Origin of the sequence: Citrobacter sp. Cpo089 (assembly GCF_030332695.1) — a bacterium.
GTDB lineage: Bacteria > Pseudomonadota > Gammaproteobacteria > Enterobacterales > Enterobacteriaceae > Citrobacter > Citrobacter portucalensis.
In genome coordinates this window covers 131,859-146,470 of sequence record NZ_JAOWHJ010000062.1, presented here as the reverse complement: position 1 = coordinate 146,470, position 14,612 = coordinate 131,859, and the positions used below count along the sequence as shown (strand labels likewise).

The following is a 14,612-nucleotide window of genomic DNA, read 5'->3' as shown; positions in this document are numbered from 1 at the left end:
AGCCGGTAATATGCAGAATTTCATCAGGAGAAAGAATGATGCTCACCGCAAAAAATAATCTCATTTATGCAGATGATTATGATCAAATTGCAAGATAAATATTGAATGCCATGATGGTTATTACCTACAGAAGAAAAATCGTATAGCTTTAAGCAGGTTATAAAAATAACGCACAGACAAAAGATGAATTGCAGACATAAAAAAGGCCATCATCAGATGGCCAACCATGTCGAAACGGGACCAGCCCTTGACTATGCAGAGAGTCAGGGCTGTTTTTTTATTTCTTACTTAATAACGGTTTTCAGCGCTTCGCCGATATCGGCCAGGCTACGAACAGTTTTCACGCCTGCAGCTTCCAGCGCAGCGAATTTCTCATCCGCTGTACCTTTACCACCCGCGATGATCGCACCCGCGTGACCCATACGCTTACCTTTCGGCGCAGTCACACCCGCGATGTAACCTACAACCGGCTTGGTTACATGATCTTTGATGTAAGCAGCCGCTTCTTCTTCCGCGCTACCGCCGATCTCACCGATCATGACGATCGCTTCAGTCTGCGGATCTTCCTGGAACAGCTTCAGGATGTCGATGAAGTTAGAGCCTGGGATCGGGTCACCACCGATGCCTACACAGGTAGACTGGCCGAAACCATAGTCGGTAGTCTGCTTAACCGCTTCATAGGTCAGGGTACCTGAACGGGAAACGATACCCACTTTACCCGGCTTGTGAATGTGGCCCGGCATGATACCGATTTTACATTCACCCGGAGTGATAACGCCTGGGCAGTTCGGGCCGATCATGCGTACGCCAGCTTCATCCAGCTTCACTTTCACGGTCAGCATATCCAGCGTTGGGATACCTTCGGTGATGGTGATAATCAGTTTGATGCCTGCATCGATTGCTTCCAGAATGGAGTCTTTGCAGAACGGGGCCGGAACGTAGATAACGGTGGCGGTTGCGCCGGTCGCTTCTACCGCTTCACGTACGGTGTTGAACACTGGCAGACCCAGATGCGTGGTGCCGCCTTTGCCCGGCGTAACGCCACCGACCATTTGCGTACCGTAAGCGATCGCTTGTTCAGAGTGGAATGTCCCCTGGCTACCGGTGAAGCCCTGGCAGATAACCTTGGTATCTTTATTAATTAAAACTGACATTATTTCCCCTCCACTGCGGCAACAACCTGCTGAGCTGCATCCGTCAGACTTTTCGCTGCAATAATATTCAGGCCGCTATCAGCCAGTTTTTTCGCGCCGAGTTCAGCGTTGTTACCTTCCAGACGTACCACGACCGGAACGTTTACACCTACTTCTGCTACCGCGCCGATGATACCGTCAGCGATCAGGTCACAACGTACGATACCGCCGAAGATGTTAACCAGTACGGCTTTAACATTGTCATCAGAGAGGATAATTTTGAACGCTTCGGTTACACGCTCTTTGGTCGCACCGCCGCCAACGTCGAGGAAGTTAGCCGGTTCGCCGCCGTGCAGCTTAACGATGTCCATGGTGCCCATTGCCAGGCCCGCACCGTTAACCATACAACCGATGTTGCCGTCCAGCGCAACGTAGTTCAGTTCCCACTGTGCAGCCTGCGCTTCACGCGGATCTTCCTGAGACTGGTCGCGCATTTCGCGCAGGTCAGCCTGGCGGAACAGTGCGTTGCCGTCAGCGCCCAGTTTGCCGTCGAGGCAGATCAGGTCACCCTGCTTGGTCACAACCAGCGGGTTGATTTCGATCAGCGCCAGATCGCGCTCCAGGAAGATAGTCGCCAGACCCATGAAGATCTTGGTGAACTGCTGAACCTGTTTACCTTCCAGACCCAGTTTGAACGCCAGCTCACGCCCCTGGTAAGGCATCGGGCCTGCCAGCGGATCGAGCGCCACTTTGTGGATCAGATGCGGGGTTTCTTCCGCCACTTTTTCGATTTCCACGCCGCCTTCGGTAGAGGCCATGAAGACCACGCGACGGGAGCTACGGTCAACAACTGCGCCGAGGTAAAGTTCTTTACCAATGTCGGTCGCGGCTTCAACCAGAATCTGATTTACCGGTTGGCCATGAGCGTCTGTCTGGTAAGTGACCAGACGTTTACCCAGCCAGTGTTCAGCAAAAGCGCGAATGTCTTCTTTGCTGTTTACCACCTTCACACCGCCCGCTTTACCACGGCCACCAGCGTGAACCTGACATTTCACTACCCACGGGCCAGCACCGATTTTAGATGCAGCTTCTTCGGCTTCACGCGGAGTAGTACAGGCATAACCCACCGGTGCCGGTAAGCCATAGCGGGCAAAAAGTTGTTTTGCCTGATATTCATGTAAGTTCATGTGTTCTGTCCATCCTTCAGGTAATCGTTATCTTTTACCCGTAGGTCTGATAAGCGTCCAGACCTACGGGGCAGGTGATACTCTTATTAACTACACGTCCAGCAGCAGACGCGTTGGATCTTCCAGCAACTCTTTAATGGTTACCAGGAAGCCTACTGACTCACGACCATCGATCAGACGGTGGTCATAAGACAGCGCCAGATACATCATCGGCAGGATTTCAACCTTGCCGTCTACCGCCATCGGACGATCTTTGATGGCATGCATACCCAGGATGGCGCTCTGCGGTGGGTTGATGATCGGCGTAGACATCAGGGAACCGAACACACCACCGTTAGTGATGGTGAAGTTACCACCCGTCAGATCTTCGACCGTCAACTTGCCGTCGCGACCTTTAACTGCCAGTTCTTTAATATTCTTCTCAATGTCAGCCATACCCAGCAGATCCACATCACGCAGGACCGGCGTGACCAGGCCACGCGGCGTGGAGACCGCCATGCTGACATCAAAGTAGTTGTGGTAAACCACGTCATCGCCGTCGATGGACGCGTTCACTTCCGGATAGCGTTTCAGCGCTTCAACAACCGCTTTCACGTAGAAAGACATAAAGCCCAGACGGATACCGTGGCGTTTCTCGAACGCATCACCGTATTGCTTACGCAGGTCCATGATTGGCTTCATGTTGACTTCGTTGAACGTGGTCAGCATGGCGGTAGAATTTTTCGCTTCCAGCAGACGCTCTGCTACGCGTTTGCGCAGACGAGTCATCGGAACACGTTTTTCGCCACGCGCGCCCAGTTGAGCCTGCGGTGCAGGTGCTGCAGCCGGGGCTTTTGCTTCGGCTTTCGCAGCCGGAGCTTTCGCCAGATGTTTTTCAACATCTTCACGGGTGATACGACCGCCGACACCGGTGCCGTTGATAGCGCTGGCTTCGAGGTTATGCTCACCCAGCAGGCGACGGATCGCCGGGCTCAGGGCATCGTTGTTCTGCTCAGCAAGAGACGCCTGCTGGCGCTGTGCCGGAGTAGAATCTTTCTCTTCAGACTTAGCACTGGTTTCTTTACCGGTGCTATTGCCTTCACGCAGGCGACCGAGGATCTGGCGAGAAGTGACGGTTGTCCCTTCATCTTCCAGAACCGCATCAAGAATACCGTCCGCTGATGCCGGTACTTCCAGTACCACTTTGTCAGTTTCGATTTCTACCAGTACTTCATCACGACGTACTGCATCGCCCGGTTTTTTGTGCCAGGTTGCAACCGTTGCATCCGCTACGGATTCAGGCAGGTCGGGAACAAGAATATCTACGCTACTCATTATTTATCCTTTATTTAATCGACGTTCAGCGCGTCATTTACCAGATCTTGTTGCTGCTTCTGGTGAACGGACATATACCCTACTGCCGGAGAGGCAGAGGCCGGGCGACCTGCATAACGCAGAGCTGACCCAAATGGAATTACTTCACGGAAATGATGCTGGCTGCAGTACCATGCGCCCTGGTTGAGCGGCTCTTCCTGGCACCAGACAAAATCATGTACATGAGCAAACGGTTTCAGCGCTTCCTGCACCGCTTTATGCGGGAACGGATAGAGCTGTTCGATGCGCACAATGGCGACATCTTTTTGGTCGTTCTTGCGGCGTTGCTCCAGCAGGTCGTAATAAACCTTACCAGAACACATCACGACACGCTTCACGCCTTTAGGATCAAGTTCATCTACTTCGCCAATGGCTGGCAGGAAAGTACCATTTGCCAGTTCGTCCAGCGTAGACACCGCCAGCGGATGACGCAGCAGCGACTTCGGTGACATCACCACCAGCGGACGACGCATACCTCGCAGCGCCTGACGACGCAGCATGTGGTAAACCTGCGCCGGGGTAGACGGGACGCAAACCTGCATGTTTTGCTCAGCGCAAAGTTGCAGATAACGTTCCAGACGCGCGGAGGAGTGCTCCGGACCCTGACCTTCATAGCCGTGCGGCAGCAGCATAACCAGACCGCACATACGGCCCCATTTCTGCTCACCGGAAGAGATGAACTGGTCGATAACGACCTGCGCACCGTTGGCGAAGTCGCCGAACTGTGCTTCCCAGATGGTTAGCGTGCGCGGTTCTGCTGTGGCATAACCATACTCGAACGCCAGCACGGCTTCTTCAGACAGTACGGAGTCCCATACGCGGAAGGTGCCTTGTCCGTTATGCACATGCTGCAGCGGAGTGTAGGTTGAACCGTTGGCCTGGTTATGAATTACCGCGTGACGGTGGAAGAAGGTTCCGCGACCGGAGTCTTCACCAGACAGACGGACCGGAATGCCTTCGTCAACCAGCGTGGCGTAAGCCAGATTCTCTGCACCACCCCAGTCAAACAGCTTCTCGCCTGCGGCCATGGCCTGACGGTCGCCGTAAATCTTGGCAACACGCGACTGCATTTCAACCGCTTCAGGTACAGTGCTGATGCGTTTTGCCAGCTCCTGCAGACGCTTCATCTCAACTTTGTTCGGGTAGTTTTCATCCCACTCGTGGTTGAGGTACGGCGACCAGGTGAAGGAGTGCATGTTCATTGGACGCCACTCTTTCACTACGCATTCGCCAGCATCCAGCGCGTCACGGTACAGATTGACCATTTCAGTCGCATCTTCCAGCGTGGCGACCTTGTCCGCTTCCAGCTTATCAGCGTAGATTTTGCGCGGGGTCGGATGCTTTTTGATTTTCTGATACATCAGCGGCTGGGTTGCGCTCGGCTCGTCGGCTTCGTTGTGGCCGTGACGGCGGTAGCACACCAGATCGATGAAGACATCGCGTTTAAAGGTATTACGGAAATCCAGCGCCAGGCGGGTCACGAAAGCGACCGCTTCCGGGTCATCCGCGTTCACGTGGAAAATCGGCGCCTGAACCATCTTACCGATGTCGGTACAGTACGGTGTAGAACGCGCATCCAGCGGGTTAGACGTAGTGAAGCCCACCTGGTTGTTGATAACGATGCGAACGGTACCGCCCACTTCGTAACCACGCGCTTTCGACATGTTCAGGGTTTCCTGAACCACGCCCTGCCCGGTAACTGCCGCATCACCGTGAATGGTGATTGGCAGGACTTTATTGCTGCTCGGCTCGTCCAGACGATCCAGACGTGCACGTACGGAACCGATAACTACCGGGCTAACGATTTCCAGGTGCGACGGGTTAAACGCCAGCGCCAGGTGTACCAGGCCGCCTTCGGTTTCGATATCAGACGAGAAGCCCATATGGTACTTCACGTCACCGGTGCCGAGGTGTTCTTTATGTTTGCCCGCAAATTCGTCGAACAGTTCCTGCGGGCGTTTGCCCAGTACGTTAACCAGAACGTTCAGACGACCACGGTGCGCCATGCCCAGTACCACTTCACGGGTACCGCTGTTACCGGCGTGGCGGATCATCTCTTTGAGCATTGGGATTAACGCATCACCGCCTTCCAGCGAGAAGCGTTTTGCGCCCGGGAACTTAGCGCCCAGGTAGCGTTCCAGACCTTCTGCTGCAGTCAGTTCGCTAAGGAAGCGTTTCTTCTCTTCGCTACTGAATGCGGCACGGCCAGACTCGATACGCTGCTGAAGCCAGCGTTTTTCTTCGGTGCTGGTGATGTGCATATACTCGGCGCCAATTGGGCCGCAGTAGGTTTGTTTCAGCGCGACAACCAGGTCGCTCAGCTTCATGGTGTCTTTGCCGCCGGCAAAAGAACCTACGTTAAAGCTTTCCTGGAAATCCGCATCGGTCAGATCGTGGAAAGACGGGTCCAGATCGGCCACATTTTCTTGTTGCCACAGTCCCAGCGGATCGAGATTCGCATGCTGATGACCGCGGAAACGATAGGCGTTAATGAGCTGCAGGACTTTAACCTGCTTCACATTGGCATCAGGGTCGGAAATAGAAGAAGAGTAACGTGGGGTAATCAACGCCTGTCGACGGAAATAATCACGTGTTTTTGAGTGGAGTTGATCCGGTTTGACTCCGGTACCAGGTAACTGCTGGAACGTCGAACGCCAGTTAGCATCTACCGAGTCAGGGTCGGTTAAGAAGTCTTCATAGAGCTGTTCTATCCAGCTCTGGTTAGAACCAGAGAGGTAAGAAGAGTCCAACCAGGCTTTCAAAGCGCTGTTCTGCATCGTGATCCCTTAAGCATTTGTATGCTTACTTCGCCGTGGATACTACCACGCACACCGATGTGCGTGCCGGGGTTCACTTGTTGCGGACTGTCGTGTTTTCTGCGTCCGCTAAGGAACCTTTAAAAACTGTCTAATAATGTGGCAGTTTTTAGAGGTTTCCTGCACTTATATTGCCTGATGGCGCTTCACTTATCAGGCCTACAAGGTACATAACCCGTAGGCCGGATAAGACGCTACGTCGCCATCCGGCAACCACTACAACAACTTACGCACTACGTTTGAGCAGCATCGACTTAATATGGCCGATGGCACGCGTCGGGTTCAGTCCTTTCGGACATACGCTGACGCAGTTCATGATGCTATGGCAGCGGAATACGCTGAAAGCGTCACTTAAACCTTCCAGGCGGCTGTCGGTCTCGGTATCGCGGCTATCAATTAAGAAGCGATACGCTGCCAGCAGGCCTGCCGGGCCAATAAACTTGTCCGGGTTCCACCAGAATGATGGGCAGGACGTTGAGCAGCATGCACACAAAATACATTCATACAGCCCATCGAGCTTCTCACGCTGCTCTGGCATTTGTAAATGCTCACGAGCTGGCGGATTTTTCCCATTATTCAACAAGTAAGGCTTAATCTTCTCATACTGTGCGTAGAATTGCCCCATGTCTACCACCAAATCGCGCACAACCGGTAAACCCGGCAGCGGGCGAATGACAATTTTTTTGCCCGGCTGATTCAGCGCAGAAATAGGAGTGATACAGGCCAGTCCATTTTTGCCGTTCATATTCAGACCGTCGGAGCCACAAACCCCTTCACGGCAGGAGCGACGAAACGACAGCGACGGATCTTTTTCTTTCAGCTGCATCAAGGCATCCAGCAGCATCATGTCACGCCCTTCTTCCGCCTCCAGGGTGTAATCCTGCATGCGCGGAGCGTCGTCAACATCCGGGTTATAGCGATAAACTGAAAACTCGAGTTTCATTGTCCTGTCTCCGCATTAATAAGTACGAATCTTCGGCGGGAATGCCGGGCGCAGCTTCGGTTCCATATTGACTTGACGTCGCGTCATGGATTCCGATTCTGGCAGGTACAGGGAATGGCACAGCCAGTTTTCATCATCACGTTCCGGGAAGTCGAAGCGGCTATGCGCGCCACGGCTTTCGGTACGGAAGTTTGCAGATACTGCAGTGGCGTACGCGGTCTCCATCAGGTTATCCAACTCCAGACACTCAACGCGCTGGGTGTTGAACTCGCTGGAGGTATCGTCCAGACGGGCATTTTTCAGGCGTTCGCGGATCGCTTTCAGCTCTTCCAGACCTTTCGCCATCGCATCGCCTTCGCGGAATACCGAGAAGTTATGCTGCATACATTCTTGCAGCGCTTTGCGAATCGCTACCGGGTCTTCACCGTTACGGTTACCGTTCCAGCGGTTCAGACGCGCCAGAGAAGCGTCGATTTCATCTTCGGTCGCATCCAGCAGGTCACCCTGCTCAGCGATGGATTCCTGCAGATGCAGACCAACCGCACGACCAAATACTACCAGGTCCAGCAGCGAGTTGCCGCCCAGACGGTTGGCGCCGTGAACCGATACGCAGGCGATTTCGCCGACGGCAAACAGCCCAGGGATCACCACATCTTCGCCCTGCTCATTCACGGTCAACGCCTGGCCAGTTACTTTGGTCGGAATACCGCCCATCATATAGTGGCAGGTTGGGATAACCGGAATCGGCTCTTTGACCGGGTCAACGTGAGCAAAGGTACGGGACAGTTCGAGAATACCCGGCAGACGGGATTCCAGCACTTCTTTACCCAGGTGGTCGAGTTTCAGTTTGGCGTGCGGACCCCACGGGCCGTCGCAGCCGCGACCTTCGCGAATTTCGATCATGATGGAACGCGCCACCACGTCACGACCCGCCAGGTCTTTCGCATTCGGGGCATAACGCTCCATGAAGCGCTCGCCGTGTTTGTTCAGCAGGTAGCCACCTTCACCACGGCAGCCTTCTGTTACCAGAACGCCTGCACCGGCGATACCTGTTGGGTGGAACTGCCACATCTCCATATCCTGCACCGGCACGCCAGCGCGGATAGCCATACCAACACCGTCACCGGTATTGATGTGGGCATTAGTAGTGGACTGATAAATACGGCCAGCACCGCCGGTGGCCAGCACGGTCGCACGGGCTTTGAAGTAAACCACTTCACCGGTTTCGATACACAGCGCGGTACAACCGACAACTGCGCCATCGGCGTTTTTCACCAGGTCCAGCGCATACCACTCGGAGAAGATGGTGGTATGGTTTTTCAGGTTCTGCTGATACAGCGTGTGCAATAGTGCATGACCGGTACGGTCGGCCGCTGCCGCTGTACGAGCCGCCTGCTCGCCGCCGAAGTTCTTCGACTGGCCGCCAAACGGACGTTGATAAATTGTGCCATTGTCGAGGCGAGAGAACGGCAGCCCCATGTGGTCCAGCTCCAGAATCGCTTCCGGACCGGTTTTACACATATATTCAATAGCGTCCTGGTCACCAATGTAGTCCGACCCTTTAACGGTGTCGTACATGTGCCATTCCCAGTTATCTTCATGGGTATTACCGAGCGCAACGGTGATGCCACCCTGCGCGGATACGGTATGGGAACGGGTTGGGAACACTTTGGAGAGCAGCGCACAGGTCTGACCGCTCTGGGAAATTTGCAGCGCCGCGCGCATACCTGCGCCGCCGGCACCAATCACAACAGCATCAAATTCTCTGACTGGCAGTTTCATTACACACCCCACACCACAACAAATCCATAAATGACGTAAACCACCAGCGCAACGACGATAGCCAGTTGCAGAATCAGGCGCACAGCCAGAGGTTTAACGTAGTCGGTCAACACCTGCCACATGCCGATCCAGGCATGAATCAAGATGGAGAAAAGTGCCAGCAGGGTGAAGACTTTGGTGAATGCCGATGAGAAGAAACCGGTCCAGACTTCATACGTCAGCTCGCCGCTGGTGGCGAAGAAACCGACCATATAGATGATGTATAACGTCAGAACGATAGCGGTAGCACGGACCAGAATGAAGTCATGTACGCCGTTGCGTCCTAATGCGGAGGCGTTGCTTACCATACGAGGACTCCTGCGAGAAGTGAAAGCACGACAATGATAACGAAACAAATTTTGGCAGAGCGTGTCCCTGCTTCGAGGGTTTCTTCGATATAGCCAAAATCCATCAACAGATGGCGAATGCCCATTACGGCGTGATATGCCAGCGCAATCAGGATCCCCCACAGAATTAACTCTACAAAGAAGTTATTCATAATGGATGACGCGGTGAGGAAACCTTCAGGGGAGGAAAGGCTGGTACCCAATAACCACAACAGAATCCCGACCGCCACGAAGGTGATCACTCCGGATACGCGATGGAGAATGGACGCTACCGCCGTGATTGGGAACCGGATCGTTTGCAGATCCAGATTGACAGGTCTTTGTTTTTTCACATTTCTTATCATGAATAACGCCCACATGCTGTTCTTATTATTCCCTTTAGACTTCGGGTACAGAAGATGAAGACACCTGTAGCCTGAAAGACGACGGGATTTCCTTCCTCCGGTCTGCGTGCGGGTCAGACAGCGTCCTTACTATAACTACGCGTCATATAAAACACTGCTTCCAGATGCTAAAACGACACGTTACAACGCTGGTTGGCTCGGGATTGCAGGGTATTCCGGAGACCTGGCGGCAGTATAGGACGTTCACAAAATCATTACAATTAACCTACATATAGTTTGTCGGGTTTTATCCCGAACAGTGACATAGGTCACGATAACAACATTATTTTAATTTTTAATCATCTGATTTGACAATCATTAAACAAAGTTGTTACAAACGACACCAGAAAAAGCATATAATGCGTAAAAGTTATGGGGTCACTCTTTCACCGGAGATTTAGTTATGTAACAGTGTGGAAGTATTGACCAATACCTTCAGGACAGTTATTAGTGATAGACAGGTTAAATAATTCGGATTGCTAAGTTCTTGATTTGCAGTTTATTCGCCATGAAAAGACCGTTTTACCTGCAAGCGCCCATAGCTCTGTACCCAGGTCATCCCCTCTTTCGCAGAGCGGCGAGCCAAATAACAAACTGGTAACGGTTTATTGATGCACGAAGGCAAATTTAAGTTCCGGCAGTCTTAAGCAATAAGGCGCTAAGGAGACCGTAAATGGCTGATACTAAAGCAAAACTCACTCTAAATGGTGACGCTGCTATTGAACTGGATGTGCTGAAAGGTACGCTCGGTCAAGATGTTATTGATATTCGTAGCCTTGGCTCAAAAGGGATGTTTACTTTTGACCCAGGTTTCACCTCTACCGCATCCTGCGAATCCAAAATTACTTTCATCGACGGTGACGAAGGTGTTTTGCTCCATCGCGGCTTCCCGATTGACCAGTTGGCGACCGAGTCCAACTATCTGGAAGTGTGTTATATCCTGCTGTACGGCGAAAAACCGACGCAGGAAGAGTACGACGAGTTCAAAACCACAGTCACTCGCCATACCATGATCCACGAGCAGATCACCCGTCTGTTCCACGGTTTCCGCCGCGACTCTCACCCGATGGCCGTTATGTGCGGTGTAACCGGAGCGCTGGCAGCGTTCTATCATGACTCGCTGGATGTAAACAACGCGCGTCACCGTGAAATCGCCGCCTTCCGCCTGCTGTCCAAAATGCCAACCATGGCAGCGATGTGCTACAAATATTCCATCGGGCAGCCGTTCGTGTACCCACGTAACGATCTCTCCTACGCCGGTAACTTCCTGAACATGATGTTCTCTACGCCGTGCGAAAAATACGAAGTGAATCCTATCCTGGAACGCGCAATGGACCGTATCTTAATCCTGCACGCTGACCACGAACAGAACGCCTCAACCTCTACCGTACGTACCGCGGGCTCTTCTGGCGCTAACCCGTTTGCCTGCATCGCAGCCGGTATTGCTTCCCTGTGGGGACCGGCTCACGGTGGCGCAAACGAAGCTGCGCTGAAAATGCTGGAAGAAATCAGCTCTGTTAAACACATTCCGGAATTTGTTCGCCGCGCGAAAGACAAGAATGATTCCTTCCGCCTGATGGGCTTTGGTCACCGTGTTTATAAAAACTATGACCCGCGCGCTACCGTCATGCGTGAAACCTGCCACGAAGTGCTGAAAGAACTGGGTACCAAAGATGATCTGCTGGAAGTGGCGATGGAACTTGAGCACATTGCGCTCAATGATCCGTACTTCATCGAGAAGAAACTCTACCCGAACGTAGACTTCTACTCCGGCATCATCCTGAAAGCGATGGGTATTCCGTCCTCCATGTTCACCGTGATCTTCGCCATGGCACGTACCGTTGGCTGGATTGCACACTGGAACGAAATGCACACCGACGGCATGAAAATCGCGCGTCCGCGTCAGCTGTACACCGGCTACGACAAGCGCGATTTTAAGTCTGATATTAAGCGTTAATTGTCTGCCGGATGGCGCTAGCGCTTGTCCGGCTTAAAGTTATAAACGCTCCCAGGCCGGATAAAGCAGTGATGCCTATGTCCGGCCTGTTTTTATTTGATCCACATTATTTTATTCTTATCGTGCTTTCTCTATGATTTACTGAGATTTCTCACATTTTACTCAGGAGCATGGGATGCCTGTTTTGCAGTGGAGCCTGTTGTTTGTGCTATCGCTCCTTCTTTCCCTGCTCTTTCTGTTTATCCATCTTCCAGGCCCCTTGCTGCTCGGTTCGATGATCGTCGGCATCATTTTCAGTATGCGCGGCATCTCGCTGCATCCTCCTCGCTGCACATTTCTTGGCGCACAGGCGATTCTCGGCTGCATGATTGCCCAAAATCTGACCGGTTCAATCTTTACAACCCTTGCAGCCCACTGGCCGATGGTGATTGTTATCCTGCTGGCAACCCTTATCAGCAGCGCGATAATCGGCTGGCTGCTGGTTCGCTACAGTAATCTACCGGGGAATACCGGTGCGTGGGGCTCGTCGCCAGGCGGTGCAGCGGCAATGGTCGCAATGGCCCAGGATTATGGAGCCGACATCCGGCTGGTGGCGTTTATGCAGTATCTGCGCGTACTGTTGGTGGTCGGCGCGGCAGCGCTGGTCACCCGGTTGGTGATGGGCGACCAGGTGCAAACGGTCAGTGAACAAATCATCTGGTTTCCACCGCTAAGCGGCAATCTTTTCAGCACTCTGATGCTGGCCGCCGTTGCCGGTACGGCTGGACGCCTACTGCGTATTCCCTCTGGCGTCATGCTATTGCCAATGCTGGTGGGTGCCTTGCTGAATGCAAGCGGAGTGATGGTGATTGAACTGCCGGAGTGGCTGCTGGCGATAGCCTACATGTCAATTGGCTGGCAAATAGGTCTTGGCTTTGATAAGCAGATCTTTTTAATGGCATTACGACCACTGCCGCAGATCCTGTTGTCCATTTTTTCACTGATGGCGATCTGCGCCGCCATGGCCTGGGGACTGGCGCATTACATGCAGATCGACTTTCTCACTGCCTATCTGGCAACCAGTCCTGGAGGAGTGGATTCTGTTGCGGTAATCGCCGCAGGAAGCCACGCAGATATGGCGCTCATCATGGCGATGCAAACCCTGCGACTGTTCAGCATTTTGTTAACTGGCCCCGCAGTCGCAAGGTTTATTTCGGTGCACGCGCCAAAACAGCCCGCTTAGTGCTGACATCCCGGACACCAGTAAAAGGGGCGCGAAGAGAGCATCGTTTTTTCGATGATTCCACCACAGCGCTCACAGGTTTCGCCGTCCCGATGAAAGACCTTAAAGCGAAACAACGCACCGTGATGTTTATTCTCATCGACCAGGCCACGGGTATTATAAGACAGGCGCGGAATATCAAGCAGCGCATGTGCCAGTTGATCCAGTTGCTCATCACTAAGCTGCGACGCTTTATGCTGCCCGGTCAACCCAACCTGCCAAAGGATCTCTACCCGCAGGTAGTTACCTAATCCCGCCAGAAACGCCTGGTCCAGTAGCAGACCAGAAAACTGGCGATTACGAAAACGCGGAGATAACAGACGCGCTTTAACCTCATCGGGCGTTAAACGTAAATCCAGTACATCCGGCCCTACCCGTTGCAGGAACGGGTGGGTGGCGAGCTGTTCTGGCGTCAGCATTTCGATGTCAGACGCGCTATAGAGCAGAATTGTCTTGTCATGTGTTTGCAGACTGACGCGCAGTACCCGCGAAGTTTGCGGGATTGTGCCGGTATCCACCACTCGCCACACACCATAGAGCTGATTGTGACTGTACAGCGTCAGGCCATTAGAAAAATGGGTCAGTAATGCTTTCCCCCGCGTTTCAAGCTGGGTAACACGTTGCCCAATTAGTTGAGATTGATACGGTTTTAACTGCTCAAAGGCAAACCAGACATCCGTCAGGGGTTTGCCTTTGACTGCCGCCTCCAGGTTATCCGCCGCACGGCGAATCTCCGGGCCTTCAGGCATAATGCTGTCCTTTGTTAATGTGTTGCGCCGCCCGTCACTGCGATATCGCTTTCCACCTGCAAGGCGGTGGCAATCGCAATCTCCAGCGCACGGCGCACCGTTTCTGTCGCCATACTTGGCGCCCCGGGATGCTGTGCAGCCTGTTGCGGCAAATAAGGGATATGAATAAAGCCGCCCTTCACCGCAGGTACGTCGCGTAGTTTATGCAGCAGGCCATACATCACGTGGTTACACACGAAAGTACCCGCAGTCTGGGAAACCGAGGCCGGAATTCCCGCGTTGCGCATGGCGACAACCATCGCTTTAATCGGCAACGTACTAAACCATGCCGCCGGGCCATCGACCACAATCGGCACATCTACCGGCTGTTGTCCCTGGTTATCCGCAATACGCGCATCGTCAACGTTAATCGCCACGCGTTCCACGGTGATATCCGTGCGACCACCCGCCTGCCCCACCGCCAGCACCAGTGATGGCGACAACGCGTCAATCGCGGCATTGAGTACGGCGAGAGACTCGCCAAATACACACGGTAGTTGGCGGGCAATAACGCGGCATCCGCCGATAATAGCATTGTCGAGGCTCGAGACCACTTCCCAGGAAGGGTTAACTGACTCGCCGCCAAAGGGTTCAAATCCCGTGATGAGTACTGTTTTCATCCT

Annotated in this window: 12 protein-coding genes and 1 pseudogene; 3 read left to right on the top strand and 10 right to left on the bottom strand. The window is 53.2% G+C overall.

Annotated features, from left to right (window positions below; genetic code table 11):
- Positions 1-284: 284 nt before the first annotated feature.
- The 8 genes from sucD to sdhC form a co-directional block, all read right to left on the bottom strand.
- Entirely contained in the window at positions 285-1,154 is an 870-nt protein-coding gene (gene sucD, locus OGX92_RS14120) for a succinate--CoA ligase subunit alpha (RefSeq protein ID WP_003022929.1), read from the bottom strand.
- The gene (gene sucC / locus OGX92_RS14115) at positions 1,154-2,320 is read right to left on the bottom strand and encodes an ADP-forming succinate--CoA ligase subunit beta (protein WP_003022927.1); all 1,167 of its coding nucleotides are present in this window, start codon (positions 2,318-2,320) and stop codon (positions 1,154-1,156) included. The genes sucD and sucC overlap by 1 nt, the downstream gene beginning before the upstream one ends.
- 90 nt (positions 2,321-2,410) lie before the next feature.
- Positions 2,411-3,634 carry a 2-oxoglutarate dehydrogenase complex dihydrolipoyllysine-residue succinyltransferase gene (gene odhB / locus OGX92_RS14110; RefSeq protein ID WP_003022925.1) on the bottom strand — a complete coding sequence of 408 codons (1,224 nt, stop codon included), beginning with the start codon at positions 3,632-3,634 and terminating at the stop codon, positions 2,411-2,413.
- 14 nt (positions 3,635-3,648) lie between these two features.
- Positions 3,649-6,450 (bottom strand): 2-oxoglutarate dehydrogenase E1 component, encoded by a 2,802-nt coding sequence (gene sucA / locus OGX92_RS14105; protein ID WP_003831411.1) that lies wholly within the window; start codon positions 6,448-6,450, stop codon positions 3,649-3,651.
- A gap of 265 nt (positions 6,451-6,715) precedes the next feature.
- Positions 6,716-7,432, bottom strand: coding sequence for a succinate dehydrogenase iron-sulfur subunit SdhB (sdhB, locus tag OGX92_RS14100; RefSeq protein WP_003022921.1), 717 nt, complete (start codon positions 7,430-7,432; stop codon positions 6,716-6,718).
- A gap of 15 nt (positions 7,433-7,447) precedes the next feature.
- The gene (gene sdhA / locus OGX92_RS14095; RefSeq protein WP_003831409.1) at positions 7,448-9,214 is read right to left on the bottom strand and encodes a succinate dehydrogenase flavoprotein subunit; all 1,767 of its coding nucleotides are present in this window, start codon (positions 9,212-9,214) and stop codon (positions 7,448-7,450) included.
- On the bottom strand, positions 9,214-9,561 hold the full coding sequence (gene sdhD / locus OGX92_RS14090) for a succinate dehydrogenase membrane anchor subunit (RefSeq protein ID WP_003831408.1): 348 nt from the start codon (positions 9,559-9,561) through the stop codon (positions 9,214-9,216). Before sdhD ends, sdhA begins: the two co-directional genes overlap by 1 nt.
- Positions 9,555-9,959 carry a succinate dehydrogenase cytochrome b556 subunit gene (sdhC, locus tag OGX92_RS14085; RefSeq protein WP_286586678.1) on the bottom strand — a complete coding sequence of 135 codons (405 nt, stop codon included), beginning with the start codon at positions 9,957-9,959 and terminating at the stop codon, positions 9,555-9,557. Before sdhC ends, sdhD begins: the two co-directional genes overlap by 7 nt.
- Before the next feature lie 383 nt (positions 9,960-10,342).
- Here sdhC and OGX92_RS14080 point away from each other — a divergent pair.
- The 3 genes and pseudogenes from OGX92_RS14080 to OGX92_RS14070 all read left to right on the top strand — a co-directional run bounded on the left by OGX92_RS14080 (position 10,343) and on the right by OGX92_RS14070 (position 13,162).
- Positions 10,343-10,453 (top strand): annotated as a pseudogene (locus tag OGX92_RS14080) (hypothetical protein).
- Positions 10,454-10,656: 203 nt separating this feature from the next.
- Positions 10,657-11,940, top strand: a complete 1,284-nt coding sequence (locus tag OGX92_RS14075; protein WP_003831404.1) for a citrate synthase — start codon at positions 10,657-10,659, stop codon at positions 11,938-11,940.
- 175 nt (positions 11,941-12,115) lie between these two features.
- A complete protein-coding gene (locus tag OGX92_RS14070; protein ID WP_003831402.1) occupies positions 12,116-13,162 on the top strand; it encodes an AbrB family transcriptional regulator in 1,047 nt (348 codons plus the stop codon).
- Here the strand turns inward: OGX92_RS14070 and nei are convergent.
- Both nei and pcp read right to left on the bottom strand, forming a co-directional pair.
- Positions 13,159-13,950 carry an endonuclease VIII gene (gene nei, locus OGX92_RS14065; RefSeq protein WP_003831400.1) on the bottom strand — a complete coding sequence of 264 codons (792 nt, stop codon included), beginning with the start codon at positions 13,948-13,950 and terminating at the stop codon, positions 13,159-13,161. The genes OGX92_RS14070 and nei overlap by 4 nt on opposite strands.
- A gap of 14 nt (positions 13,951-13,964) precedes the next feature.
- Positions 13,965-14,609, bottom strand: coding sequence for a pyroglutamyl-peptidase I (gene pcp, locus OGX92_RS14060; protein ID WP_003831398.1), 645 nt, complete (start codon positions 14,607-14,609; stop codon positions 13,965-13,967).
- Positions 14,610-14,612 lie beyond the last annotated feature (3 nt).

Coding starts and splice junctions, on each gene's coding strand:
- sucD (WP_003022929.1), bottom strand. CDS start 1,154: ATGTCAGTTTTAATTAATAAAGATACCAAGGTTATCTGCCAGGGCTTC.
- sucC (WP_003022927.1), bottom strand. CDS start 2,320: ATGAACTTACATGAATATCAGGCAAAACAACTTTTTGCCCGCTATGGC.
- odhB (WP_003022925.1), bottom strand. CDS start 3,634: ATGAGTAGCGTAGATATTCTTGTTCCCGACCTGCCTGAATCCGTAGCG.
- sucA (WP_003831411.1), bottom strand. CDS start 6,450: ATGCAGAACAGCGCTTTGAAAGCCTGGTTGGACTCTTCTTACCTCTCT.
- sdhB (WP_003022921.1), bottom strand. CDS start 7,432: ATGAAACTCGAGTTTTCAGTTTATCGCTATAACCCGGATGTTGACGAC.
- sdhA (WP_003831409.1), bottom strand. CDS start 9,214: ATGAAACTGCCAGTCAGAGAATTTGATGCTGTTGTGATTGGTGCCGGC.
- sdhD (WP_003831408.1), bottom strand. CDS start 9,561: ATGGTAAGCAACGCCTCCGCATTAGGACGCAACGGCGTACATGACTTC.
- sdhC (WP_286586678.1), bottom strand. CDS start 9,959: ATGTGGGCGTTATTCATGATAAGAAATGTGAAAAAACAAAGACCTGTC.
- OGX92_RS14075 (WP_003831404.1), top strand. CDS start 10,657: ATGGCTGATACTAAAGCAAAACTCACTCTAAATGGTGACGCTGCTATT.
- OGX92_RS14070 (WP_003831402.1), top strand. CDS start 12,116: ATGCCTGTTTTGCAGTGGAGCCTGTTGTTTGTGCTATCGCTCCTTCTT.
- nei (WP_003831400.1), bottom strand. CDS start 13,950: ATGCCTGAAGGCCCGGAGATTCGCCGTGCGGCGGATAACCTGGAGGCG.
- pcp (WP_003831398.1), bottom strand. CDS start 14,609: ATGAAAACAGTACTCATCACGGGATTTGAACCCTTTGGCGGCGAGTCA.